Raw genomic sequence first — 26,471 nt, forward strand, 5'->3', positions numbered from 1 at the left:
TTATGTGAGAACTATTTTTTTAAACTCATCTAAAGTAACAATATTGAGTTTCGGAAAGTCAAGCGTCTTTGCTATGTCGAAGTGTTTATCGTTAGTTACAATATAATCCGCATTACCCGCTATGGCTAAATCTGTAAATTTATTATCGTCAGCATCTTGCCCAATGATGTTCCATTTGAAATAGGGTTCAGCAAAAATTACGTTATGAGCGGCGCTTAAGATCGATAAAACGAGGTTAGCCGTAACGTCAGAATATCTGCTGGTTATTTTTTCTTCATATTCGGACATGATTTCGTTGCTGATTAACCATTCAAAAAGCCCTCTTTCAAAAGCCTGGTACAGCCAGTAGTGCCGGCTTTGTGGCGGAATGGACGCTAAAAGGCAGTTGGTATCAACAACAACAATCATTTAGTCGTCACCCTTTAGCATTTCATCAAAATCTTTTTGCGTGTAACCCTTATCCGCCACTACTCTATTAACCTCTTCCGCTAACAGCCCGGAGTAATGTGCAACCATGGCCTTTTTTAGGTTTAAGGTCTCCTCTTCGGTCATCGGCCTGTTGAAGAGTCGTAGTAAACTAACCTGGATAGGATTGAGTTCGGTATGGGCTTTATGAATAGTTGCCATGATATTAAACTAAGCTACAACAAATTTACTTAATAAAGGTCAATTAACAAACCAGCCTGACTTACAACCATAGATAGTCATTCAACTCAACCTATCCCACATTTGCCACCTTAAACGGTTTCACATCAACTGATTCCCAAATGCCTTGCGTAATATAGGGTTCGCCCTGCTTCCAGGCTTCAAGTTCTTCTTCGGTTTCAAATTGCATCACCATTACCGAGCCAATCATGTTGCCTTCATCGTTTAATATCGCACCCCCGAAAAGGTAATTGCCGCTTTTCTTATATTCAGCGCCGTTATCAATATGGTGCGGGCGCACATTCATCCGGCGTTGCAGGGCGCCTTCGTCTGTAAAGTCGTAACCGGTTATCAGGTATTGTTTCATTTATCTTGATGTTTTGGGTAAATAATAATTCGCTAAGGTGTTTAATTTCGCAAACTTGCGAGCTATCCTAATAAAATAAATTTTAATAACTGTAATTTTTACATTTTTTATAATATTTGTAATTCCAACCAATTACTAAATGAAGGAATTTCTTACGCAGGAGTTTAATAAGTTATTTAATAAAAACCCCGAAAATACTTACTTCTCGCCTGGTCGTGTAAACCTTATCGGCGAACATATTGATTATAACGGCGGCCTGGTTATGCCATGCGCTATCACTTTCGGCACTTATTTACTGGCCTCGCCAAACAGCGATGGTATCTTCAGGTTTCGTAGCCTGAACTTTGATGACAAGCTGGATATTCCTGTGCAGGAAGAATATACCAAAACCGAAGAATACTGGTTTAACTATCCGCTTGGGGTTATTGAATACTTTTTAAAAGATGGCCACCCGGTTCTGGGTATGGACATGCTTTTTTATGGCGATATACCTATCAGTTCGGGATTATCGTCGTCGGCGTCAATAGAAGTAGTTACTGCTTTTGCCTTGAATGATATGCTGAACGCAGGATATTCAAAACTTGACCTGGTGAAACTGGCTAAGTCGGTTGAAAATAATTTCATTGGTGTAAGCTGCGGCATAATGGATCAGTTTGCCGTTGCCTTCGGGGAGAAAAATAAAGCATTAATGCTGAACTGCGACACGCTGGATTATAAGGCCGTCGACAGTAATTTAGGCGAATACATCCTGGCAATAATCAACACCAATAAGCCCCGCAAGCTGGCAGAGTCAAAATATAATGAACGTGTAGAGGAATGCCAGGCTGCGCTGAAGGCATTACAGCAGGAATTATCGATTAGCCACCTTTGCGATATCGATACCGGAACATTTAATAAGCATAGCCATTTAATAACCGACCCGGTTGTTTATAAACGCGCAAAACATGTGGTGGAGGAAAATGACCGGGTAAAACTGGCCGCGGCTGCCTTAAGCAATAATAACCTGGATGAACTGGGCCGTTTGATGTATGCATCGCATGATTCATTGCGCGATCTTTACGAAGTGAGTGGCGCCGAGTTGGACACCATAGCCGAATATTGCAAAACCGATGCAGACGTTGTTGGTGGCCGCATGACGGGCGCAGGCTTTGGCGGATGTGCTATAGCGTTGGTAAAAGAAAGTGCCTTTGATAAATTCAGCAACAATATCATTGAGTACTACACCCAAAAGATCGGCTATGCTCCATCGGTTTATAGCTCCTTAATCGGTAACGGGGTGGGGGTGTTGTAAAGTACGAAAGTCAGTAAATTACGAAAGACTCAATTCGCTTTTAGTGTTTGGCTTTGTCCTTTTTGGGCTTGGCAAGCTGCGAAATTACTTTTCGCCTTTTACCTTTGCCCTTTCACCTCATTCAAAAATGAAGAAATTAAAACTTGAAGAACTAAACCGCGCCACTGTCGCCGAATTTAAGGCGATGGACAAATTCCCGGTGGCCGTGGTACTGGATAATGTGCGGAGCATGAGCAATATCGGTTCGATATTTCGTACCTGCGATGCCTTTGCAGTGGAACAGCTGTGCCTTTGCGGAATAACCGCTTGCCCGCCTCATCGTGAGATTGAAAAAACCGCCCTTGGTGCAACACAATCCGTTAACTGGAAATATTTTGAAAACACCCTTCAGGCCGTGGATGCTTTGAAGCAGGAGGGCTATACTATTGTAGCGATAGAGCAGGCACAAAACAGCACCATGCTTAATAATTTTACCCCGTTAAAAGGCGCAAAATATGCTCTTATTTTCGGCAACGAAGTAAACGGGGTGGATGATGAAGTAATGAAAACGGTTGATGTTTGTATAGAGATTCCCCAATTTGGGACCAAGCATTCCTTTAACGTAACCGTATCGGCGGGAATAGTGTTGTGGGAGTTTTGTCGCTCCGTAGGCGATAGACCATAGTCCATAATAAAATGCCGGCAAAAAAATAGTCCATAACAAAAGCTATGGACTAAGGTCTATTGTCTATTGACTAATTCTACAAATGTATCACCTCTCCATACGCAGCAGCGGCGGCTTCCATAATAGCCTCGCTCATGGTTGGGTGCGGGTGTACGGTTTTTATAATTTCGTGACCGGTTGCTTCCAGCTTACGCGCGGCAACGCATTCAGCAATCATTTCAGTAACGTTGTGTCCGATCATGTGTGCACCTAAAAACTCGCCATATTTACCGTCGAATATCAGTTTCACAAAACCATCTTTAGCACCTGCAGCGCTTGCTTTACCTGATGCCGAAAACGGAAACTTGCCGATCTTTAGATCAGTGTAACCTGCAGCAATAGCGGCTTTTTCGGTATAGCCCACTGATGCAACCTCAGGTGAGCAGTAAGTACAACCCGGGATATTATTATAATCAAGCGGATGCGGGTTTTGGCCGGCAATCTTCTCAACACAAATAATTCCTTCGGCCGATGCCACGTGCGCCAGTGCCTGGCCTTTAACAATATCTCCGATAGCATATACACCTTCAACGTTGGTGCGGTAATAATCGTCAACAACTACTTTGCCGCGGTCGGTTTGAACGCCGTTTTCTTCGAGCCCAAGGTTTTCAATATTAGTTGATATACCTACAGCCGATAAAACGATCTCGGCCTCAAGTGTTTCAACGCCATTCGCCGTTTTAACCTGCACTTTGCAGATGTCGCCGCTGCTGTCAACCGACTCAACGTTTGAGCTGGTCATGATATTGATACCTTGTTTTTTAAGCGTACGGGCCAGCTGTTTGGATACTTCCTCGTCCTCCAGCGGAACGATGTTATCCAGGAACTCAACCACGGTAACCTTAGTGCCGATAGCGTTATAAACATAAGCAAACTCGATACCGATAGCGCCCGATCCCACTATGATCATTGACGCCGGTTTTTTAGGCAGCACCATCGCCTGGCGATAGCCTATAACTTTGGCGCCATCCTGCTTAAGGTTCGGCAATTCGCGCGAGCGGCCGCCTGTAGCCAGGATAATATGTTTTGCAGTCAAGTCCTGCAATTCGCCATTGGCGTTGGTAACGGTAACTACGCCTTTACTTTTCAGCTTGCCGGTACCCATTACCACATCGATCTTATTTTTGCGCATTAAAAACTGAACGCCTTTGCTCATGCCGTCGGCAACGCCGCGGCTTCTTTTTACCATGGCTTCAAAATCAACCTGGCTTTCGCCTACGGTAATACCATATTCTGCTGCATGGTTAATGTATTCAAACACTTCAGCGCTTTTGATGAGCGCTTTGGTAGGGATACAGCCCCAGTTTAAGCAGATACCGCCAAGCGATTCCCGTTCAACAATGGCTGTTTTTAAACCCAACTGCGAAGCGCGGATGGCAGCAACGTAACCGCCTGGCCCTGAACCTATAACAATTAAATCGTAATTCATATTTTGATGATAATATGTTTAATGTGTGTTTTTGTGTTTATTGTTCTTGATGGATATTTCTATAAGCTCCGGCTTTTTAAACGTAATCAGGAGCATTGATGTTCGTTAATCAGGCAGAATATTGTAATCACCCTAAATTCGAGGCCAAAGCTAATTAAAAGCGGGCAAATGCAAAAATATCACGTTCGCGTAATTTATATGTTGTTCAGTTTAAATCTGCCGGTATTCAGCTTAACTTAATGTTAATTCAACAAGACCGGGCATCCTCTCAAAACCAGTCGAATTCGTTAGTTTTCTCAAGCTAATGTAAATTTCTTGTTACGGTTGAATAGTGCCTTATAAATATTAACATAAAATTAATATCACCAATGTGGGTAAGCGGTATCTTTGCGGCAGTTAATTGATTTCATTATTTACATTAAAAAACAAAGGTATGAGGAGATATCTACTCTCTCTATTCATTTACATTTTTACTGTGGCAACCGTATTCGCACAAGGCGGCGACAGGCAGGTTACAGGTAAATTATTAGACGCACAGTCAAAAGAACCCCTGATTGGTGTTACCATTGCGGTAAAAGGCATACAGCGGGCTACAGTTGCAGCGTTGGACGGAACATTTAAAATTAATGTACCGGCAGGCAGCAACACCCTGGTTTTAACATACATCGGCTATGTAACCAAAGAAGTTGAAATAACAGGCAATAACTTGGGTGTGATCACTATGGACCCTGTTTCGGCTTCATTAAAAGAGGTTACCGTAATGGCAAACTCTTCACTGGCGATAGACAGGCAGACACCTATCGCAGCAACTTCTGTAGGCAAAGTTTACATTGAAGAAAAAGGCGCTGGCGCCGAGTTTCCTGAACTGTTAAAAGCTGCGCCAGGCGTAATGACATCAAAAGGCGGCGGCGGTTATGGCGATTCCCGTGTTAATATTCGCGGCTTTAGCAGTAACAACGTGGCATTGCTGATCAACGGCTTACCTGTTAACGACGTAGAAGCCGGTAAAATTTACTGGAACGACTGGGCAGGTCTGGCCGACGTAACCACCTCGATGCAGGTGCAACGTGGCTTGGGAGCGTCAAAAGTAGCAGTTCCTTCGTTAGGCGGTACCATCAACATTACCACCAAAAGCACGGAAGCACAGGAAGGCGGAACGATTTCGCAATCGGTAGGCACTTATAACACTTATAAAACAGTGCTTTCATACGCAACCGGCTTGACAAACAAGGGCTGGGCAAGTTCATTCCTGCTTTCAAGAAGCACTGGCGATGGCTACGCACCGGGCTTGTATTATACTGGCTATAGCTATTTTGCCAATATATCGAAGGTGTTGAGCCCGAGCCAAACTTTAGCATTCAACATAATGGGTGCTACACAAAGCCACGGTCAGCGCTATACTTTCAACACCATCAATACTTATCGTGCAAATCCGCTGGGTATCAGGTATAACTCTGATTATGGCTACTTAAACGGTCAATTGTTAAGCGCAGAGCAAAACTATTATAACAAGCCCCTGGCATCGTTAAACCACAACTGGAAAATTAATGAGAATTCTTCCCTGTCAACTGTATTGTATGGTTCATGGGGCACAGGTGCGGCACGTTACCTGTCCGGAACAAATGTTACTTTAACCCCGGGCAATGGGCCATCTAATATTCCGAGAACTGGCGATATTTATTCTCCTATAGATTTTAATGCTGTGGTTAAGGCAAATGCTACAAATCCTGACGGAAGCTCGACCAGGTATTTCCAGAACACTGCAAATAACCACCAGCAATACGGATTATTGAGCACCTACAAAACAAAACTGGGTGATTATATTAACCTGATAGCAGGTATCGACGGCAGGTATTACGAAGGCGAGCATTACTACCAGGTACAGGATCTGCTGGGTGGCGCTTACATTATAGACACACGCAGCAACAGCGCTACCAGCCCGGCCGGTAATATCAATAATCCTAATGCCCGGATAGGCAACGGCGGTAAATTTAATAACGATTATCGCTATGAAATTGCGCAGGAAGGCGTTTACGCACAAGCTGAATATGTGAAGAACGATCTGTCAGCATTTGTGAGCCTTGCAGGTAACAATACCAGCAACAGGCGTGTAGACTATTTTAACTATTTAAATACCGACCCTGCACGTACCAGCAAATGGGTAAACTTTTTAGGTTACCAGGCAAAGGGCGGTGCAAACTATAACATTGACAACCACAACAATATATTTGCCAACATCGGCTATATACAGCGGTCACCACTGGTTGCCAACATCTTCCTTAACAAGAAAAACGACCTTAACCCTGATGCAAAGCCCGAGAAATTGATGAGCTATGAATTGGGTTATGGCTTTAGAAGCTCGATGTTCAGCGCTAATATCAACCTTTACAGGTCATCTTACAAAGACAGGGCAAAAACAACCGCTTTTATTGACCAGACTGACAACTCGTTATACACGGTTAACATTTCAGGCATCGACGAGTTGCACCAGGGTGTTGAACTTGACGCCAAATTCCGCCCTGTAAAAGGCGTTACGTTAAGCGGCAGCTTATCGGTTGGCGATTTCCACTACACTGCAAACACAGGTCCTACACAGGTTACCACCGATGCAGGAAAAAGCTTTACACAGGATGCATTGTTGCTTAAAGGCTTAAAAATCGGCGAGTTTGGTACCGCAAACACCAGCGCACAAACAACAGGCGCATTAGGCCTTGACATACAGGTATTGCCACAGGTAAAAATCGGAGCAAACTATAACTATTACGGCCGTTATTTTGCTTCCTTCGATCCATCGAAGTTAACCACCTCACAGCAAAATACTGCAGGCGTTCCATTCAGCAACTATCAGCTGCCAAGCTTTTCCACGGCAGACCTGAACATCGTTTACAGATTTAAGTTTGCAGGTCTTGATGCTGCTTTTATTGCCAACGTATACAACGTATTTAACACTGTTTACGTTGCAGATGCATTTGAAACAGCCATCCCGAACAGCCCGGCTGCTTACAGTTTCGCTACACGCACCAACAACCTTGGCGTTTGGTACGGATCACCAAGAACTGTTATGACAACCTTGAAAATCAACTTTTAATAATTGTTTAAAAGCGATATTAACATGAAAAAAATATTATTTAACATATCGGTGCTTGCTGCTATTGCCTTTGTATTCAGCGCTTGTCATCCAATGAATAAAACGTACGAGGCCATTGGCCCCGTACCTACGCCGAGTGGTACTCCGCAAACCTTCAGCATTACCCTGGCCACTTCGGATTATGCGTATTTGCCCACAAGTAACTATGCTAAAACAACCCTAAGCTTTAAAACTAAGGACGATGCGGCTGCAAGCATACCAGTTATACTGGCAGCTAAGTACCCTAATTATGCCAATAAATCAAGTGCGAACGTTACTTATAATTTTTCTCCGGTAACCATTAAGCTGGCCGACTCCGTATTTGCTAACGTTGCATATACCCTTACGGATGATGACTACCTGCTGCTGCCGAACAATAAGTACACAGATTTCAGCGCTTCCCAGATTTTAAAATGGCTGCCCTATAAATATCCTGATGCATCGCCAAACCAGTTAGCACTGCTTACCTTTAATTATTACGAGAGTGGTGTGCAAAGCGTACAAACACAATCGTTTTTGTTTTTGAATGGTATCTGGGTTAAAATCTACACCATTTCGCAGGCGCAATACCAATCAGTAGGAAAAGGCGGAACATTTAACGATTTCAGCTCGTCCGATGCTGCAAATCTTCCAAACTATTTCAATACTTTCCTGAAAGCGGATCCGGCCGTTACTGCGCTTGCCAAGGTTGGAGATGTTCAGTATGTAAGCTATAAATATTTTGGATCCGGAGTTACTTCACAGCGCGTGCTTCCGCTTACCTTTAATGGTACCAACTGGATAACTACTTCCACTACCGCTACATTGACTTTCGCCTTAACCAGCGGGACCTGGATAGCTGACAATACCGTAAATTACACGCTTACCTCGGCCGATTATACTTACATAGCTACACAAACCACCACGGGTACAGCCGATTCACGCTCAGACCTTGGGAAATATGGCGACTTCACTATTACCGGCAATGGTTCGTCTGTTTGGTCTGATGCCGACGTGCAAGCTGCAATCATCGCATTGCTGAAGCATTTATATCCTGCAGCTGCCGTAAATCAAAAATTCGTGATGACTTATAAAGCTTACAACGGTGCAACGGTTACCCTTGTAAAGACATTCCAGTATAACGGAACAACCTTTGTTCAGATATAAAATTCCGGATTTACCCCCGGAGATTTAATAAAGCCGCCGCGCAACAAACTGCGCGGCGGCTTTGTATTTATGGGCCGTTTAAAACCCGAAGTTGCCCGCCCACTCCCAATGTTTGTTAATACTATACAAACGATAAGTTTATAAATATTTAATAATAGCGATGCGGTTCAGTCCAGGCCAGGCAAACTTCGCAGAATTCCTTAATACTGCCATAATACCTGCGATATAGCTGGCATCTACCTTTGCCCCCGCATTGATTAATTAACAGATTTTAAAAATTCAAAACAACGTATGAGGAAGTTTTTACTTTTCATTTTGCTCAGCGGCTTTACATTTTTCATCAGCAAGAATGTATCAGCCCAGGGTGTGACTACTGCAAGCGTTAACGGTATCGTTTCCGACGCAAAAGGCCCTATCCCGGGCGCAACCGTCACCATTACACATGTTCCCACAGGCACGGTGTACTCAACAGTTACCCGTACTGATGGCCGGTTTAACTTAACCAACTTAAGAGTTGGGGGCCCGTACTCGTTTAAGGTAACTTTTATCGGTTACAAAGATTTTGCCCAGGATGACCTTACCTTATCCATCGGCCAGGATCAGAAAATCGATGCCAGGCTGGTAGATAACACCACCGCCCTTAACGAGGTAGTAGTAAGAGGTACTGCGGGCAAAGTAATCAACTCATCCCGCACCGGGGCACGCGAAACCATTAGCCGTCAGCAAATCGAGGCATTACCAACCCTTAACCGTTCATTGTCCGACTTTACAAAACTTACCCCGTCTGCAAACGGTTTAAGTTTTGGCGGCCGCAGCAGTTTATTCAACAACATTACGGTTGACGGTGCGTTGTTCAACAACTCTTTCGGTTTGTCGGGTACTCTTGGCGGTCAAACCAACTCACAGCCGATTTCATTAGACGCGATCGACCAGATACAGGTTGATATCGCTCCTTACGACGTTCGGCAGGGTAACTTTACCGGTGCAGGTGTCAACACAGTAGTAAAATCAGGTACAAACACGTTTAAAGGTACTGTTTATGATTACATAAGGAGCGTAGGCTTAACCGGTTACAGCGCTGGTACAGCAAATATCAAAAAAGTTCCGTTTACTTATCATACAGATGGTGTTAGCATCGGTGGTCCGATTATCAAAAACAAGTTGTTCTTCTTTTTGTCCGGTGAGCAGGAGCGTTTAAGTAATCCTTATTCTGCATTTGTAGCAGCACCGGCCCCCGGTCAGGGCGGTACAGGAAACGTATCGCAGGCTGATGCACAAACGTTGAACGCGATAGCTGCCAAGCTGGCAGGTTACGGTTACAACCCGGGCCCGTACCAGGGATATAACTTTCTGACTAGCAGCGATAAGATTACAGCAAAAATTGACTGGAATATCGATAAGAACAATACTCTAAGTGCTAAATACTTTTATTTAAAGTCATATCGGGATAACCCCCCAAGTAACTCAAACTCAGGAACAAATAGCTTTAGCCGCGGCGCAAGTTCTACCACGCTTCCGTTCTACGGCGCAGGGTACCGTATCAATAATAACTTCAATATTGGTATCGTAGAGTTAGATACACGTTTCAGCAGCAAAATATCAAACAAACTTACCGTTGGTTATTCTGCTCTTCGCGACTTCCGTACCTTTCTTGGTAGCGGTGGAAGCATTCCTTTTGTTGATATTGGCAACGGCGGCTATGCGAATGACGGTAGCGTTATCAATGCCAATGCTACATTAACTTCATTTGGTTCTGAGCTGTTTACCGCAGGCAACTTGCTTTCTACAAACATTGCGCAGTTTTCTGATGATCTGACTATCTTCGCCGGTAAACATGAATTGACTTTCGGTACCAGCAACCAGATACAAAGCTATACCAATGGTTTTGCGCCTAACTATAATGGTATCTACATATTCAACTCTGCATACGACTTTCTGCACGACTTGCCGGCTAATCAGTATGCAACACGTAACTCGGCTTTGCCCGACGGTTCGTTCCCTTTCGCTAAAATAAAAGCAGGTATATACAGCGTGTACGCCCAGGATAAAGTTCACATTACTGATAACTTCCGCTTAACGTATGGTGTACGTGCCGACTACGACGCGTTTCCGACAACTTTGCAAGCGAATCCAAATGTAACCGATATTACCTTCCAGCAGGGCATCCAGGTCAACCCATCTGTATTACCTGACAACCGCGTTCAGATCTCGCCACGCGTTGGTTTTAACTGGGATGTTTATGGTGATGGTTCTACACAGGTTCGTGGCGGTTCTGGTCTTTTCTCAGGTAGTATTCCTTTTGTTTGGATATCTAACCAGGCGTCAAACAACGGTGTTTTGTTCGGCTCATACACGGTTAGCAAATCATCTGCACCTAACGACCCCCGCCTGATATTTAATCCTAATCCGAACGCTAACCGCCCTGCACCTGGTGCAGCTGCCGCCAACACATCTTATGAGCTTGATGTTGCTGATCCTAAACTTAAATATCCGAAGATATGGAGAACTAACTTAGCTGTAGACCAGAAATTACCTTGGGGTATTATCGGTACTATCGAAGGCGCTTATAGCAAGGATATAAATGCTATCTATCACGAAAATCTGGTGCTTTCTGACAGCTTTACCACCTTGCCTGGTCCCGAAGGTCAGATTCAGTATACAAAATCTAACAACTATATACAAGGTACTCCCACAGCACAGAACCCGTCTATCACTTCGCTGTATTACATGACTAATACCAGTAAGGGTTATTCATACTTCATCACGGCACAGTTGCAAAAAAGCTTTGCAAATGGCTTCTACGCTAACATTGCTTATACCCACAGCGGTTCGAAAGACGTTAACGACGGTGGTTCAACAGCGAGCACTATCTGGAGCTCACGCGCTACCTCGGGCAATCCGAACGGCGAGTATTTATCAAACAGCTCATTTGTACAACCCAATCGCATCATTGCGTCATTGGCTTACAAATCACACTATTCGAAAACCACAGCTACTACCTTGGGTCTAATCTTCGAGATGGCTAATAACGGCGCCGTATCATATACCACAACAGCAAACTCAGGTAAAGATTTGAACAACGATGGCCAGACCGGTAACGATCTGATGTGGATACCAAGAACCCAAAGCGATATCATATTGGTTAAAGATTTTGCTGGTGACCCGCGTAGTGCACAAGATACCTGGGAGCAATTAAATGCATTCATCAACCAGGATAAATACCTGAGCTCGCACAGGGGGCAGTATGCTGAGCGTAACGGTGTAATATTACCATACTTTAAACGTCTTGATCTGCATTTCGCACAAGATTTGTATATTAAGGTTGGCAGTACTAAAAACACCCTTCAGTTCACAGCCGACATCATTAACTTCGGTAACCTGCTGAATAAGAACTGGGGCCTTTACCAGGATTCTTACACCGGCTTTAACAACGGCAATACCGCCGTTCTTAAGTACCAGGGCCTGGATGCAGCTACCGGACGCCCAACTTACTCATTTCCGTACCTGAACAGGAGTACCCTGACGCCGGTTACAACTTCATTCGTGAACGAAATCGGCCAGATATCACGTTACCAGGTACAATTAGGCTTCCGTTATATATTTAATTAATAACGAACCAGGTAAATATTGTTCGGCCCGGGCATTTGCCCGGGCTTTTTTAATTATACAAACCGTTAATTGAAAGCGGCCCTGCCCCGGCAGGGGCAAAACATGATTGAAATATACAAAGAATTATACGCTCCATTAGGTGCGTAGCGGACTATGTTTCCCGCCTAACCAAGGGCGTGTTGTGGTTATCAGTTATTTGCTACAATAGCTGGCTCCTAATGACGCTGTTTAGGTTCCTATATTTTAATTATACACAAACTCCCCAAATTCCGAGCGTACCGTAACCTGTTTCTTATCCGATGCCTCAACACGGCCGATAACCTGCGCATCCACATTAAAGCTTTTGGATATCGCAATCAGGTCGTCTGCAATTTCTGCCGGAACATATAGCTCCATCCGGTGCCCCATGTTGAATACTTTGTACATTTCCTGCCAGCTGGTTTTCGATTCCTGCTGGATAAGATTAAATAGGGGAGGAACAGGGAAAAGGTTATCCTTTATAACGTGTACGTCGTCTATAAAATGCAGCACCTTGGTTTGGGCGCCGCCGCTGCAGTGTACCATGCCATGAATTTGTGAGCGATAACCGTCCAGTATTCTTTTGATGATAGGAGCGTAAGTACGCGTTGCGGATAATACCAGCTTTCCTGTTGTAATGCATTCACCGTTGCCAATGTCCACTAAATCCGTAAGATTTTTACTGCCGGAGAAGACTAATTCATAAGGAATTGCCGCATCATAGCTTTCCGGGTATTTTTCTGCGATGGATTTATTAAATACATCATGCCGCGCAGAGGTAAGGCCGTTGGAGCCCATTCCCCCGTTATATTCCTTTTCGTAAGTGGCCTGCCCGTAGGAAGTAAGGCCTACAATCACGTCGCCCGGCTGGATGGTGTGGTTCGAAATAACGTCAGCCTGTTTCATACGGCAGGTAACTGTTGAGTCGACTATAATAGTGCGAACTAAATCACCCACGTCGGCAGTTTCGCCGCCGGTTGAGTAGATGCCGATGCCAGCCTGCCGTAATTCAGCAAGGATTTCTTCAGTACCATTGATGATGGCTGCGATAACCTCGCCGGGGATTAAATTCTTATTCCGGCCGATTGTAGAAGAGAGCAGTATATTATCAGTAGCGCCAACGCAAAGCAGGTCATCAAGGTTCATGATGATGGCATCCTGCGCAATGCCCCGCCAAACAGAAAGGTCGCCGGTTTCTTTCCAGTAAGTGTAAGCCAGGGATGATTTGGTGCCCGCCCCGTCGGCATGCATGATATTGCAATACAGCGGGTCGCTGGTTAAAATATCAGGTATTATTTTGCAGAAAGCTTTAGGAAATATACCCTTATCGATATTTTTAATGGCATTGTGTACATCATCCTTTGAGGCAGAAACACCCCTTTGGTCATATCTTTGCGAAGAAATCATCCGCAAATATAAACAGTTCGCCCGTTATAGATAATGGTGCTGAGTTTTTTGAAGAATGTCAGCAGCCAATTCTTTCGGTTACAGGTCTGAGTACTCTTTCAATACCTCTCTGTAACGGTTTAAAACGGCAGATTTCGACATAAAGCCAATAAACTCATGCCCGCTGTTTACAACAGGCAAAACCCAGGTTGATGTTTCATCAAATTTATTTACTATCGAAATCATGTTATCATCAAGGCTGATCAGCTCAACCGGAATCTTCATGATATTCGGGATCTCGATCTGTCTTTGTAATTCGGGATTAAATAAAAGGGGCCTTAGATCTTCCAGGTAAATTATTCCTGCGAGATTTTGATGGTCCAGCACGGCGATAATATTTCGTTTCCCGGTTTTTACTACTTCCAATAATTCCGCGGTTGATGAGTTCAGGTTAATTACCGATGACGTTTTTTCAACCAGTCCTGCCGGGTCTATTTGCAGCAGCAGATTTTTGTCGTGCTCGCGGGTGAAAATTTTACCTTCATCCGCCAGGTTTTTAAGGTCCGGAGATATGGGCGAGAACCATTTTGCAATGAGGAATGATATAACGCAAACGATCATCAGGGGGATAAACAGGTCGTAACCCGAGCTCGACTCGGCTATCAAAAATATGGCGGTTAATGGGGCGTAAAGCACACCACTCATCATCCCTGCCATGCCAACCACTATCAGGTTAATAACCGGCACATGTGCGAAGCCGATTTGCGTGCAGATAATGGCAAAGAGATAGCCCATCGTACCACCTGCGAATAACGCCGGCGCAAAATTACCGCCGTTTCCTCCGCTGAATATGGTTATAGAGGTTGCAAATGCTTTAAACAAGCAAATCAGCGCAAGGAAAATGATGATAACGTATTCCTTATAATCAATATAACCTAAAAAGCTGTGCTGAATGATGTGGTTAATGTCGCCATTGGTAAACGACTTTATGCTCTCATACCCCTCGCCAAATAGTGGCGGAAAGAGCAGGCAAAGCACTGAAAGTGCCAATCCGCCAATCAGCGCTTTTTTAATTTTTGAAAGCTTTAGATTATGGAAATAATGCTCAACGTATTTGGAGATGACAATAAAATATCGCCCGTATAAACCGCTTACAATCCCTAAAACCAAATAATAAGGTATGTTATGGTAATTAAAGTCCTGGCGTGCGCTAAACTTAAAAAGCACTTCTTCATTCAATATAATGCGCGAGAGCAGGCTGCCGCAAACAGCAGCCACCACTAACGGAATAAAGTCCGTAAAAACTACGCCTGTCAGCAAAATTTCGAAGGCAAACATTACGCCTGCAATAGGAGCGTTAAATGCAGCAGCAATGCCCGCTGAAGCGCCGGATGCCAATAGTAGCGTACGGTCTTTATAATTTAACCTGTAAGTTTGCGCAAAGTTCGACCCTATGGCTGAACCCGTAACGGCGATCGGGCTTTCAAGGCCCGCAGAACCGCCCAGGCCTACTGTAACTGCGCTTTGAATGATCTGCGAATACATTTTCACGGAGGAGACAAAGCTGGAGTTGCGGGCAATTTCGTAAAGAATAGCCGGGATGCCCTTACGGTCCTGGCCTTTAAAAAAATAGACAACTATAGCTGCGGTAAGAACGATGCCAAGTATAGGGAATAGCCCATAAAATAGTATCTGGTCTTTAAAATGTACCTTGCTGGTAATTATATAGTGAATATAATGCACCAGTGATTTTAAAACTACGCCGGCCAACCCCGCAGAACACCCTACAAGTATCCCCGATAAAATCAGAAACTGGTTATGCGAGAGCTTTAAACGAAGCCATTGTAACACAATTTCGTAGCTTCTGACTTTCTTTAAACCGTAGCGGCGTGATTGCCGTACAAACTTGATAAATTGATGATAATTCTTTAACCAGTTATATTTTTTTACAAACATTCTTTATCAGGCACTTATGCGCCCTGTTTTACTTAATAAACAAAAGTTCCCTGAATTTTGGCAGCGGCCATAACGAATCGTCCACCAGTTGCTCAAGCTTATCTACGTGGTAACGTATAGGCTGGAAGAATGGTTTAACTTTTTCGTCATACGCAATGGCGCGTTCGCGAACATCCTCAATATTATTAGCCCTTTTCCGCTCGCCAACCATAGCCTCAATGTTCGTTTTTATAAAGTTTACATGCTCCGAAATCCGCGTGATGATATCCAGCTGCGCTTCATAAGTCCCTTTATCCAGGCCAAGATCCTTTAAACCTTTTACGTTTTCTATCAGCCTGCTCTGGTAGGTTAAGGCCGCCGGAATAATTACATTGGTGCCCAGCTCGCCAATAACGCGGGCCTCTATCTGCAGTTTTTTAAAGAAGCTCTCCAATAATATTTCATGCCGTGCATGTGCCTCTCGCCGGGTGAACACTCCGGTGTCCTCAAACAGGTATTCTGTTTTGTCCGAAATCATGGCATCCAGGGCTTTTGGCGTGGTTTTAATATTACTTAAACCGCGGGCCGCTGCTTCTATCTCCCATTGCTCGCTGTAGCCGTTCCCTTCAAAACGGATATTCTTCGATTCTTTGATGTATTTTTTGATAACCATCAGCAGGGCGACGTCTTTCTTTTCGCCCTTCTTTATCAGTTTGTCTACATCATATTTAAACTTTCGCAGCTGGTCGGCTACAATCAGGTTTAATATAGTCATCGGGCTGGCCGAGTTTGCCGACGAGCCCACCGCACGCAGCTCGAATTTATTGCCGGTAAAGGCAAAGGGCGAGGTACGGTTACGGTCGGTGTTATCCTGTAAAATCTGCGGTATTTTAGGGATGCCCTGCCACAGCATAGCATCTTCCTTTATCTTTTTGCTGATACGCGAGGTTTCAATCTCGTCGAGCACATCGCTAAGCTGGCTTCCTAAAAATATTGAGATAATGGCCGGTGGAGCTTCATTGGCGCCAAGACGATGATCGTTATTTACCGACGCAATGCAGGCACGTAATAAGTCGGCATGCTCATAAACCGCCCTGATGGTGTTTACAAAAAATGTAAGGAACATCAGGTTGTTCTTCGGCGTTTTGCCCGGAGACAACAGGTTTTTGCCCGTGTTAGTTATCATCGACCAGTTGTTATGCTTGCCTGAACCATTAATACCGGCATAGGGTTTCTCATGCAGCAGCACTTTCAGGTTATGTCTTTTGGCAATGCGGTCCATCAGGTCCATTAAAAGCTGGTTATGGTCGATAGCAAGGTTGATCTCCTCATAGATCGGCGCGCACTCAAATTGGGACGGCGCCACCTCGTTATGCCTTGTTTTTAAAGGAATGCCTAATAATAAGGCTTCGGTTTCCATATCCTGCATAAATGCATATACACGCTCAGGTATCGACCCAAAATAATGGTCTTCAAGTTGCTGATTCTTTGCCGACATGTGGCCGAACAGCGTTCTGCCGGTAAGATACAGATCGGGGCGAGCATTAAATAAGGCCAGATCTACCAGGAAATATTCCTGTTCGATACCCAGGGATGCATTAACCTTTTCGATGCTTTTGTCAAAATAGTGGCAAACATCAACGGCGGCTTTATCTAAAACATTCAACGCCTTTAGTAAAGGTACCTTATAATCCAGCGCCTCGCCGGTGTAAGATACAAATACGGTAGGGATACACAGCGTGCGGGCCATTAAAAAGGCAGGAGAGGAGGGATCCCAGGCAGTATAGCCGCGGGCTTCGAATGTATTACGGATGCCACCGCTCGGAAAACTTGATGCATCAGGCTCCTGCTGTGCAAGGGCATCGCCCGAAAAACGTTCTATGGCGCCGCCGTCAGTCGTCGGCTCAAAAAATGCATCATGTTTTTCGGCAGTTGAACCGGTTAATGGCTGAAACCAGTGGGTGTAGTGTGTCGCACCTTTTCCCATAGCCCAGGATTTCATGGCCGATGCCACCTGCTCAGCCATATCGCGGGGGATCGGCTCGCCTTTATCTATAGAGTTTACAATTCCCTGGTAGGCCTCGGTTGAAAGATATTCTTTCATTTTCTTTTTGTCGAAAACATTGGCCCCAAAAAAGTCAGAAATTCTCTGAGAAGGAAATTTTACTTCAGGAACATTTCTGGAAAGCACTGTTTGCAAAGCCTCAAAACGAATATTGCCCATGTAACTTAGTTTTATATTAACGGTCAGGCTCAAAATTAGGATTATCCTTTGTTATATAGCCGGATTTTCACAATAAATATCCAAAAATCATAAATGTGTTTAAAATCAGGCTGGTTTTCAGCTTTTAGTCTAATGTTTTTATCGTTTTTATTTAAAAATCCATTCTTGTCATCTGTTTCAAAGGGTTTTTACACGTAATTATAATTTGATAGTGTAAATTTTGAACAATATCGACTGAATTCAGCTCTGAATTCGCTTATTGTGTTTTTTGTTCCTAAATAATTGATAATTATTTAAAAAACTCATGTAATTATTATTGTTTTTTAATATTTTAATAAAAATGACGATTTTAATGTTAAATAATTGTTGTAAAATTTGCTTTTATTAAAAATCGTAGATAATTTCAAACAAAAATTAATAAAAAACAGGTGTTTTTTGAATTATTTATAAAATATGTACGATTAAGCACTTCTTTTTTGGCAAATTTTTTTAGACTTAGTGTATTCACCAATCAAATAATATCAGTCAAACTAAATTAAACTAATCAAACAATGAAAGTAACATTCACAAAGGACGGCTTGCTCAGTTCGGTCCGACAACTGACACGAGACAAATGGCGGCTTGGCGCAACAATTTTTGCAGGGAAAATGATAGGGCTTAGCCTGGTCATATTTGCAATGATGTCGTTGCCCGGAATTTTTGGTACAAAGGCACACGCCGCTGCCGAAACGTACACCGCTCATGAAACCTCATTCATTAATACGGCCAATACGATATGGACGCTGGTTGCTGCATTCCTGGTATTCGGCATGCAGGCGGGCTTCGTAATGCTGGAGGCTGGTTTTGCCCGCAAGCGCGAAACGGTTAACGTATTAATGGAATGTATTTTTGATACCTGCCTTTGCGGAATTTTATTTTACGCTGTTGGTTATGCATTTATGTTTGGCCATGGTAACGGGTTTATCGGCTGGGGCGGCTTAGGCTCCGATGGTAAAACCATCACCAATTGGTTCTTCCTGCAAAATACGCCGCTTACTTACGAGGCTACGGGTATTCCTATCCTTGCTCACTGGATTTTCCAGTATGCTTTTGCCGATACCTGCTCAACCATTGTGTCGGGCGCTATGATAGGCCGTACCAGCTTTAGGGGCGATATTCTTTATAGTATAGGTATAACCGGGTTTATCTACCCTATTATTGGTCACTGGGCCTGGGGCCCGGATGGATTTCTCGCGCTGATGGGATCAACCGGTAATTTCCTTCCTGCATTAGGCCAGGGCTTCCGCGACTTCGCCGGTTCAACTGTGGTTCACACTATTGGCGGTATGGCGTCACTGGCAGGTGCCATTGTTTTAGGTCCGCGTTTGGGCAGGATCTTCGCCCGTGATAATAAAGAAAAGGGCGGTCTTCCCCCGGGCCACAACCTAACCATTGCTGCTGTAGGTGGTTTTATCCTTTGGTTTGGCTGGTACGGGTTTAACCCGGGCAGTACACTGTCGGCTATGGATGGCCAGGGTATCGGCCGCGTTGCCGCCAACACCACGCTTGCTGCCTGCGCTGCCGGTTTCACTGCAATGCTGGCAGCTTTATGGTGGGGCCCAACCAAAGGTAAATTCGACCTTGCATTTACCGTAAACGGTTTCCTTGCCGGTTTGGTAGCTATTACCTGCCCATGCTATTGGGTTAGTCCTTTCGGTGCTATTATGCTGGGCGCTGTTGCAGGCTTCATAGTATTTGCAGGTATTTACGTTATCGAATGGTTCCGTATTGATGATCCGGTAGGGGCCGTTTCAGTACACGGCTTAAACGGTATCTGGGGTACGCTATCGTTGGGCTTATTTGCCTGCGGTAAATACGGCGTAACCGGTCCCACCGGCGCTGATGATTCGTCTCCGGTTACTGGCCTATTCTATGGCGGAGGAACGCATGTACTGGCTGCGCAGGCCATTGGTACATTTACTATCGCCATTGCAGTTTTTGCGGTAACTTTTGTAATGATGTATATCATCAACAAATTGCCAAATCCATGGAAACTGCGTGTTGAAGAGCATGGTGAGCTGGGAGCAGGTGGCCTGGACGTATTCGATCACGGAATTGAAGCGTATCCTGCGCAGGATGAAGATGTGAGCTTAAGCGGCTTGTTTGAAACAGCACCAAAGGTTACCGCTTAACCTAAATATTACACCCTTATGCGGCTGGCTGATTGTATCTGCAATTACCAACCCCATAACGCCGGCCGCATAGGGGTTCTTTATAAATAATGTGGGTGCAATATAGAACAGTTAGCTCCAGGCTTCGTTTTTGCCTCACCTAAATCCTCTCCAAAAGAGAGGACTTGAGCTGCAGAGTAGCTGGAACCCTACCCTTCGGGGAGGGCAGGTGAGGCAAGAATACGGTTTGTGGGAGAATTTATTTCGTATCCCATTAAAGAATATCTTTTTATTAAACACTAAACCGAATTAAGAACAAAATAATTCGGACGCAAATAACTATGGCTTAAAAATTTTCAAATCAATCAAAACTTTCAATCAATTTAACTCACCATCATGAAAAAAAAACATTTACTTTTTGGTTTACTTGCCGCTTCTTTTGTAACTACCAAAGCCCTGGCTGTTTCTATGCCGGCCGATACCGGTAAGACCGCTGCCGCCGATCCTCCATTGGTGCTTTCGGGCTCGGTAGACACCTATTACAAAGCTGATTTCTCAGGTCACTCAAACATTCCAACCAGCTTCGCGAACGAAAATAACTCCGTCTCCATAGGTATGATTGACCTTGCTTTAAAGAAAAAAGTAGGCAAGGCCGCATTTGTAGGTGAGCTCTCTTTCGGCCCGCGAAGTGATCAGTCTATCCCGACTTCAGGATATCATATTCAAAACTTATATGTTTCATACGACGTTACTTCTGCATTTAACCTGACTGCAGGCTATATGTCTACTTTTATCGGTTATGAAGTGATATCGCCCGCCGGTAACTTTAACTACTCCACTTCGTACCTGTTTACCAGTGGTCCGTTCCAGAACGCAGGTTTCAAAGCTACCTATGCCTTTAGCGACAAAGTGAGCCTGATGGCCGGTATTTTCAATAATAAATGGAACTACTATTCATCATTAAGTACTAACGGTCAAACTTACGGAGACGTCTCTACCTTTGGCGCACAGCTGATGGTGGCGCCCGTTAAAGGCTGGACTGCTTACTTAAACCTGATAACCGGCTCCTATTCCGGAACTGAGTTCGATTTAACCACTGCTTACCAGATTACCAATGCTTTTAAATTAGGTTTAAATGCAGCAACTTTCTCTGCTCCTAACAACGGCGGCGGTTTCTCGGGCGTGGCATTGTATCCGCAATTGGCAGTATCGCCTGTTGTAACATTCGGTTTAAGGGGTGAGTATTTCAAGGTTAAGGATAATGGCGGCGATGTAAAAGCGCTTACCGTTACTTCGAACATTAAAGCTGGTCCGCTGACCATCATCCCTGAAGTGCGCTTCGATACCAAGAGCGATGCTTTCGGCGCATCTTTTACCGACAGCAATGGAATGGCTACAAACCATGCATCGCAGTTTTTGCTGGCCGCGGTTTATGCTTTTTAACTAATAACTGATCTTATAATTTAGGTTTATTGTTTGAAAGCCGCTCTCTGTTTTGCAGGGGCGGCTTATTTTTGCATTATGAAAAGATTGACGATTCTGTTGTTGTTTGCCATGTTCGCAGTTCGGGCATTCGCGCAAAAAGATTCCCTGGCATTTGATGAGAATAACAAGTACATCTACTACCAGGTTGTGGCGCAGCAAGGCACGGCTGCCGACAGCCTTTTTAGCCGCGCGGTTTTTTTCTTTGATAAAGGCTATCCGCAGGTGTCGCTAAAAACCACCGGTGTTACAAAAGCGGCAGATGCCCGAAGTATAAACGCTACCGGGAGTTTCCTTGTTTCAAAGAAGTCATTGGTTACTTCGCACGAAGACGGATCTGTATCTTTCACTATGCATGTCGATGTAAAGGAAGGTAAATACCGCTATTGGCTAACAGATTTTGTATTTAACCCCTACCAACGCGACAGGTATAATAATTATGTATCAGTTCCTGGTATTTATATCCCGCTCGAAAAGCCGGAGGGGAAAATTGATAAGAAAGACCTGGTCGGATACCTTGATGGTGTATTATTGGGCAGCCGTAAAATCGGCGCAAAGCTGAAAGAATTTATGTTAAAAAACCCGCCATTACAAAAGAAGCCTGAAGTAAAGAAGATATCGACCAAGGATTGGTAGTTGCTGCAGATGAAAGGGTAAAGCTGAAAGGCGAAAGGTTTTTAGTTAGTTCTTCCTCTATAGGTCTGCCGATAAAATTTATTTGAACATTATAGGGCCATCGGCCCGGCACATATTGTAGCCACGGTTCTCAACCCGTGGTATGTGATAGATATTGGTTACCTAAACACTGGGCACGAGTACCCCACCTCTGCAGACCTCTATGCTGCATACTCGTGCCCGAAGGGGGGGGCTCTTACTTAACATCGCCTGCAAAGCCATCTAAAAATAACGTTTGTCAATTAATGCAATATGCTAATATTTGCATTAATAATACTCAAACTGAATGTTTTATCACTTAAATAACTTAGTATGAAATTAAAATTAATGGTGTCGTTTTTTCTTTTAGCTATTTGTTTTACTGCGTTTGGCCAGGAAAAGCAAAATATGGCGGTTGCTGAAAAAGGCTTGATTAAAATATCCATCATGTATCCTTACGCCGAAGGTAAAACCTTTAATATGGAGTATTATGAAACTAAACATATGCCTATGGTAGCCGCGTTTTTAGGATCAAACTTGGTTAAATATACTATCGAAAAAGGGCTTGCCAGCGGCATTCCAAACCAGCCATTACCTTTTATGGCTATAGGTGTATTTTATGTAAAAAGCCTGGGCGACTACCAGGCGGCGATCGGGCCGCATAGAGACGATATTCGTGCCGATTTTGCAAATTACACCAATATAACGCCGGTCATTTTGGTGAGCGAGGTGGTAAAATAAACGCATTACTGCCTGTTCCGGCGTTCCGACATATCCGTTAACCTAAGGGAAAAGTAAAATTTGTTTTTTACTTCCTTATTCAGCGTTTAATATTAAGGTTCTTAAGTTAAAGGCGATGGCGCTCGCTTGTGCCACAAACCCGGGTTAGCGTTCGCATGCTATCCGGCCAAATCATTCACCCGGCGTGGCCGCCCTTTAAAAGTTGGATAAAGAAGTAAAAAATTTGTGAAAGGCCCGGAAATAAACTGTACGCTTCGAGGCAGAGAAAAACAAAAAAAATGTTCAGGTATTTTTGGCCCGGGTCATACCTCAAAATACGTTTCGACAACCATTTAGTTAACCCAGCGATAGTTGACAGTACCAGCACCAAAGTTGTCCCAAGTATCATACCGGCCAAAATATCGCTCGGATAATGTACGCCCACGGCTACCCTGCATACACCAACAGTAAGCACTGCCCACAAAAATGAAAGCAAGCCCATTTTTCTGCTCTGCAAAAACACAATGGTAACCAGGGCAAAGTACAGAGTCGCGGTATCACTCGGAAACGAATAGATCCGCTTATCGGTCGAATCCTGGTTCCATTTTAAAATATTGACAAGTCCGAGCCTGTTATCGTAAACCGGGCGGACATGTATTGGAACATGCGACTGGCAAAACACACTTATCAATACACCCAAAATGCAGGCAATGCCGCCCATTATAATCTTAACACGAACATTAACGTCGTTTGTTGAGAACCATAAATAACAAATACAAAAAAATATCGGACCGCCCCTCAGTAAAGGGTTCTCGGTAAACATTCCTGTAACTGTGCTTAGCGTACCGCAAGATGCCGCTAATTTGTTCAGAAAATATAAAACTGAGAAGTCCAATTTATCAATTTAGCGTGAATTAACACTTTAACGTAAGTTTAATGTAAAGGTTATATTACCACAAACTCTTGGTTCGCCTCACCCACTGCGGAACTCTCGTGTAAAAAGAGGCTGTCTCAAAAGTAAGGCAGCTTTTTGGTTTTTTAGGGGCATAATGAGTATCGTTATGTTGTAAAGCGCCCCGTAACGGCATCGTTGAGATGTTACACAGTCCGGCTTCGCTAATAGCCTATCTAATCGCCTTAAATAAAAAACCGTCTCATAAGTCACTTATGAGACGGCCTCTATTATATTTTATAGTTTTAGGTTAGTTAGATTTTTTAAATGGAATATTACAATTCTTCGTCGTGCTGGGTTTTATCGAGACCCATGGCTTCTTCTTCCGGCGATACGCGCAGTTTGCTGATCATATCGGTTATCTTTAATAACAACAGGGAACCAAAGAATGCAAATGCCGATACCCCAACCAGTGCGATCACGTGGACAAAGAATAAATGGGTTTGCCCGTAATATAAACCATTGCCGGTAGTATTGGCGGAATTAACATTGACGTGAGCGAAGATACCGGTCATTAGCATACCTACCATGCCGCCAACGCCATGGCACGGCCAAACATCCAGGGTATCATCAATGCTGGTAGAGGTTCTCCAGATCACAACCAGGTTACTCACTACAGCTGCAACTATGCCAATTATTAGCGAGTGAGGGATGGTTACAAATCCGGCAGCGGGTGTAATGGCTACCAGGCCAACAACTGCACCGATACAGGCGCCCATAACCGAAGGCTTTTTGCCGCGCAGCATATCGAAAAATATCCAGGCAATGGCTGCTGCAGCTGATGCGGTGGTTGTAGTGCCTAAAGCGGTGGCCGCTAAGGTACCCGATCCAAGGGCTGAACCTGCGTTAAAACCGAACCAGCCGAACCACAGTAAGCCCGTGCCCAATAATACGTAGCTGATACGGGCAGGCGAATGGGCTTTGTCGTTACGTTGCTTTAAATACAAAGCCGAAGCCAGTGCAGCCCAGCCGGCCGACATATGCACCACGGTACCACCGGCAAAGTCGAGCACGCCGAGTTTAAAAAGAAAACCATCCGGGTGCCATGTAGAGTGGGCTAAGGGTGCGTAAATAACGATCATAAACAGGCACAGGAATATGATATAAGAGTTGAAGCGGATACGTTCGGCAAACGCGCCAGTGATAAGCGCCGGAGTTATCACGGCGAATTTGAGCTGAAACATAGCGAAAAGTACCAGCGGAATGGTTGGTGCAAGTTTCCAGGTAGCGTTGCCCAGCATGCCTTTCATCATAAAAAATGTCTTGGGGTTGCCAATGAAGCCACTGATGTCATCGCCAAAGGCAAGGCTAAAGCCGAATATCACCCAAAGAACAGTAATAATGCCCATGCAGACAAAGCTTTGCATCATGGTAGAAAGTACGTTCTTCTTGCTAACCATGCCGCCATAAAAAAAGGCGAGGCCGGGTGTCATGATTAAAACGAGTGCCGTACTAACCAGTAGCCAGGCAGTATCACCGGAGTTGATCTGGCTGTCCTTTACATTTACAAGGTCGACAGATGGATAGATAAGGGCAAGTATAACTACTATGATAAGTACGCCAAAGGGTATGATTTTTTTCATGTTCAAGTTTTTGGGAAGAGGAATGAATAAAATGAGTCGGCGGTCTTGAGTCCTTTGTCTTAAGTCAGAAAAAGTTTAAACGTTTTGACTCAAGACTTACAACTATAGACTTTAGACTAATCAATACTGCACGGAGCCCAATCAAAACCCCGCGCAGCATTAAAAACTAAATTAAAAACAATGATGCCTACTGTGTAATCAGCACATGAGGCTTGTTTTCTGTTCACCTTTTTAATGCTACCAAAAATCATGAAATGGAAAAAGGATGAGTCTGCGGAAATGCGAAAGCTCGCTGTTGCCCCGCCCGCAGATGAAATTGAGATAATTTACCGATATAGTATAGGTGCTTAGCCTGTTGTTTAGTCCACAGAAGAAGTAAATGTTCCGGGTTTGTGGAACATTTATTATCGGTGCAGGTGCTCTTGATAAAATTAATTCATAATTGAAGGGGTGGTTGGGTGTATTGTTTACTGATTTTGATATAAATCTTAATTTCCTGGATTCATTAGGTGGATTTTTATGCAATTGGCTTTTCCAGGTGCAGTATAATCCGAATAAAAGCGGGATAATTATGCTTATTATCTTAAATAATCTTAATTGCATATGATAAAAGTACTGAATTTTTAATTTAAGTCGAATTTTAATGAAAAACTTTTAAATAAATTATGTTTTTAATGAAATATATTGACTTATATAAGGAAGGTAGTGATTAATATGGCCCTGTAATGGGTTTCTTATTGTATTTTCAGGCGTTTTTTGAGTTCTTTTTGAGAAGTTTATTTGAATTTATGCACAGAAATTAAACTAAATGGTGGAAATTTTCAATTTTATTCGCCGGGACGACAAAAATGAGCTGCAAGAGGATTGTCAATATTACTTTTCCCGGCGATTTTATTGGAAGTTATCAGCGCCAGGAAAATGAAGCCGGATTTTTCCGCCTTTTTTATGGTGTCATATCAATTTTGTGAAGACGCGCAGAATTTAAAAAATTCCGTCTCCGGAAAAGGGATTTAATAAAATACACACTGTTGCATTTATTGCAATATTTAT

The 26,471-nt window shown here is 43.8% G+C and carries 18 protein-coding genes; 9 read left to right on the forward strand and 9 right to left on the reverse strand.

What is annotated here, in order from left to right; translation table 11 throughout:
• From Q3W13_RS06905 to Q3W13_RS06915, 3 genes are all read right to left on the reverse strand, one after another.
• Positions 1–408, reverse strand: a complete 408-nt coding sequence (locus Q3W13_RS06905) for a putative toxin-antitoxin system toxin component, PIN family (protein ID WP_302862420.1) — start codon at positions 406–408, stop codon at positions 1–3.
• Entirely contained in the window at positions 409–627 is a 219-nt protein-coding gene (locus tag Q3W13_RS06910) for a hypothetical protein (protein WP_302862421.1), read from the reverse strand.
• 91 nt (positions 628–718) lie between these two features.
• Positions 719–1,012, reverse strand: coding sequence for a YciI family protein (locus Q3W13_RS06915; protein ID WP_302862423.1), 294 nt, complete (start codon positions 1,010–1,012; stop codon positions 719–721).
• Positions 1,013–1,151: 139 nt separating this feature from the next.
• Between Q3W13_RS06915 and Q3W13_RS06920 the strand changes: the two genes are divergently transcribed.
• Together Q3W13_RS06920 and Q3W13_RS06925 are read left to right on the forward strand one after the other, a co-directional pair.
• A complete protein-coding gene (locus Q3W13_RS06920; protein ID WP_302862424.1) occupies positions 1,152–2,303 on the forward strand; it encodes a galactokinase in 1,152 nt (383 codons plus the stop codon).
• Positions 2,304–2,430: 127 nt separating this feature from the next.
• Entirely contained in the window at positions 2,431–2,967 is a 537-nt protein-coding gene (locus tag Q3W13_RS06925; RefSeq protein WP_302862425.1) for an RNA methyltransferase, read from the forward strand.
• A gap of 76 nt (positions 2,968–3,043) precedes the next feature.
• Here Q3W13_RS06925 and lpdA read toward each other — a convergent pair whose 3' ends face one another.
• On the reverse strand, positions 3,044–4,435 hold the full coding sequence (gene lpdA, locus Q3W13_RS06930; protein ID WP_302862426.1) for a dihydrolipoyl dehydrogenase: 1,392 nt from the start codon (positions 4,433–4,435) through the stop codon (positions 3,044–3,046).
• Positions 4,436–4,868: 433 nt separating this feature from the next.
• On the opposite strand from lpdA, the gene Q3W13_RS06935 reads away from it, so the two are divergent.
• The 3 genes from Q3W13_RS06935 (at position 4,869) to Q3W13_RS06945 (ending at position 12,317) form a co-directional block, all read left to right on the forward strand.
• Entirely contained in the window at positions 4,869–7,523 is a 2,655-nt protein-coding gene (locus tag Q3W13_RS06935) for a TonB-dependent receptor (protein WP_302862428.1), read from the forward strand.
• A 24-nt stretch (positions 7,524–7,547) separates the two neighbouring features.
• Positions 7,548–8,708: a hypothetical protein gene (locus tag Q3W13_RS06940; RefSeq protein WP_302862430.1), complete on the forward strand. Its 1,161-nt coding sequence runs from the start codon at positions 7,548–7,550 to the stop codon at positions 8,706–8,708.
• Positions 8,709–8,999: 291 nt separating this feature from the next.
• Complete coding sequence (locus Q3W13_RS06945) at positions 9,000–12,317, forward strand: TonB-dependent receptor (protein WP_302862432.1); 3,318 nt, start codon at positions 9,000–9,002, stop codon at positions 12,315–12,317.
• Between the two features lie 243 nt (positions 12,318–12,560).
• Here the strand turns inward: Q3W13_RS06945 and Q3W13_RS06950 are convergent, their stop codons facing one another.
• From Q3W13_RS06950 to Q3W13_RS06960, 3 genes are all read right to left on the reverse strand, one after another.
• Positions 12,561–13,742: an AIR synthase related protein gene (locus Q3W13_RS06950; RefSeq protein WP_302862434.1), complete on the reverse strand. Its 1,182-nt coding sequence runs from the start codon at positions 13,740–13,742 to the stop codon at positions 12,561–12,563.
• A 78-nt stretch (positions 13,743–13,820) separates the two neighbouring features.
• Positions 13,821–15,677 (reverse strand): chloride channel protein, encoded by a 1,857-nt coding sequence (locus Q3W13_RS06955; RefSeq protein WP_302862436.1) that lies wholly within the window; start codon positions 15,675–15,677, stop codon positions 13,821–13,823.
• 28 nt (positions 15,678–15,705) lie between these two features.
• Positions 15,706–17,880, reverse strand: coding sequence for a glutamine synthetase III (locus Q3W13_RS06960; protein WP_302862438.1), 2,175 nt, complete (start codon positions 17,878–17,880; stop codon positions 15,706–15,708).
• 551 nt (positions 17,881–18,431) lie between these two features.
• Here Q3W13_RS06960 and Q3W13_RS06965 point away from each other — a divergent pair.
• The 4 genes from Q3W13_RS06965 to Q3W13_RS06980 all read left to right on the forward strand — a co-directional run bounded on the left by Q3W13_RS06965 (position 18,432) and on the right by Q3W13_RS06980 (position 22,907).
• The gene (locus Q3W13_RS06965; protein WP_302862440.1) at positions 18,432–20,051 is read left to right on the forward strand and encodes an ammonium transporter; all 1,620 of its coding nucleotides are present in this window, start codon (positions 18,432–18,434) and stop codon (positions 20,049–20,051) included.
• Between the two features lie 375 nt (positions 20,052–20,426).
• On the forward strand, positions 20,427–21,473 hold the full coding sequence (locus Q3W13_RS06970) for a porin (protein WP_302862441.1): 1,047 nt from the start codon (positions 20,427–20,429) through the stop codon (positions 21,471–21,473).
• A 78-nt stretch (positions 21,474–21,551) separates the two neighbouring features.
• Positions 21,552–22,148, forward strand: a complete 597-nt coding sequence (locus Q3W13_RS06975; RefSeq protein ID WP_302862444.1) for a DUF4468 domain-containing protein — start codon at positions 21,552–21,554, stop codon at positions 22,146–22,148.
• A gap of 351 nt (positions 22,149–22,499) precedes the next feature.
• Positions 22,500–22,907 (forward strand): EthD family reductase, encoded by a 408-nt coding sequence (locus Q3W13_RS06980; protein WP_302862447.1) that lies wholly within the window; start codon positions 22,500–22,502, stop codon positions 22,905–22,907.
• 175 nt (positions 22,908–23,082) lie between these two features.
• Here the strand turns inward: Q3W13_RS06980 and Q3W13_RS06985 are convergent, their stop codons facing one another.
• Positions 23,083–23,709: a phosphatase PAP2 family protein gene (locus Q3W13_RS06985; RefSeq protein WP_302862448.1), complete on the reverse strand. Its 627-nt coding sequence runs from the start codon at positions 23,707–23,709 to the stop codon at positions 23,083–23,085.
• 404 nt (positions 23,710–24,113) lie between these two features.
• Positions 24,114–25,421 carry an ammonium transporter gene (locus Q3W13_RS06990; protein WP_302862451.1) on the reverse strand — a complete coding sequence of 436 codons (1,308 nt, stop codon included), beginning with the start codon at positions 25,419–25,421 and terminating at the stop codon, positions 24,114–24,116.
• Positions 25,422–26,471 lie beyond the last annotated feature (1,050 nt).

The sequence above is a fragment of the Mucilaginibacter sp. L3T2-6 genome (genome assembly GCF_030519355.1).
Lineage (GTDB): Bacteria > Bacteroidota > Bacteroidia > Sphingobacteriales > Sphingobacteriaceae > Mucilaginibacter.